The organism is Vibrio sp. D173a (genome assembly GCF_030248475.1).
Genome location: NZ_JAHGAH010001140.1, coordinates 1 through 1,179 on the forward strand (window position 1 = coordinate 1; position 1,179 = coordinate 1,179).

Sequence of the window (1,179 nt, forward strand, 5' to 3'; positions counted from 1 at the left end):
TTAATAACGAATGATTTTGCTCTCTCTTCATTAGAAGAGGCGCATCATAAAAAGGGAGGCTTCGGCTTCCCTTTTTTATTTTCAGTAGAATACGAGTGGTTATAAGAAAACTTTGAAATGCGCACTTAACGCATACCTCTAATATCCAGTAATACAATTACTTAGCACAATGTAGTCTCAACGCTGTTTCGCTAAGTGTTCCCACCTATGAAAAGCACGATTTTTCTATAACAAAACGGTCTAACAGCAGTAAAAGATAAGACTGGTAATAAGAATGATTCCTCTTTATATTTGATCTCAAGTTAAAAGTTTAGGTTTGAATATGTACGTCTGTTTATGCCATGGGGTATCGGATAAGAAAATCCGAAAACTCGTTGTCGAAGAAGGCATTACCGATATAAAAGGAATTAAGAAATGTACGGCACTCGGCAGTCAATGCGGAAAATGTGTACGTTCAGCAAAAGAAATCATCAACGAAAGCGCCGCCACACTGTTTAAGCAAGCTGGTTAGTTACTTAAAACTCAACCAAGCTTTTTGACACTTCTCGATTTGGTTCTACAGTTAGAAGAACCGAAGAGGAGAGTGTGCTCATGAAAGGCGATCCAATCATAATTCAACATCTCAATAAAATTCTTGGTAACGAGTTAGTTGCCATTAACCAATATTTTCTTCATGCGCGAATGTACAAAGACTGGGGTCTAAAGCATTTGGCTGATAAGGAATATCATGAATCTATTGATGAGATGAAACATGCCGACCATCTGATAGAACGAATCTTGTTTCTCGAAGGGTTACCTAATCTGCAAGATCTTGGCAAACTCAAAATAGGCGAAGATACACAAGAGATGCTAGAGTGCGACCTAGCCTTGGAGATGGAAGCCATTCCTGACCTGAAAAATGCCATCGCGTATGCTGAAGACATTCATGATTATGTATCACGCGATCTGTTTCTTGAAATCTTAGAAGATGAAGAAGAACACGTTGACTGGCTCGAAACTCAACTCGGCCTTGTGAAGATGACCGGCATCCAAAATTACCTGCAAGCGCAGTATGTTGATGAAGACGACGATGGTTAAAAGCAAAAAACTAGAGTCGAAAAGGTAGTGACTAAAAGCAGAGTGCTTCGGCCTCTGCTTTTTGCGTTTTATGGTGAGTGAGGAGTGCAGCTTAAGTTTTCG

At 39.7% G+C, this 1,179-nt stretch carries 2 protein-coding genes; both read left to right on the forward strand.

What is annotated here, in order from left to right; all coding sequences use genetic code 11:
- The first annotated feature begins 322 nt into the window (after window positions 1–322).
- Window positions 323–511, forward strand: coding sequence for a (2Fe-2S)-binding protein (locus KIV40_RS31845; RefSeq protein WP_032553336.1), 189 nt, complete (start codon window positions 323–325; stop codon window positions 509–511).
- An 80-nt stretch (window positions 512–591) separates the two neighbouring features.
- A complete protein-coding gene (gene bfr, locus KIV40_RS31850) occupies window positions 592–1,077 on the forward strand; it encodes a bacterioferritin (protein WP_032553335.1) in 486 nt (161 codons plus the stop codon).
- The last annotated feature ends 102 nt before the right edge of the window (window positions 1,078–1,179 follow it).

What these genes read in the sequence shown, in the direction of transcription:
- KIV40_RS31845 (WP_032553336.1), top strand. Translation starts at nt 323, where the DNA reads ATGTACGTCTGTTTATGCCATGGGGTATCGGATAAGAAAATCCGAAAA.
- bfr (WP_032553335.1), top strand. Translation starts at nt 592, where the DNA reads ATGAAAGGCGATCCAATCATAATTCAACATCTCAATAAAATTCTTGGT.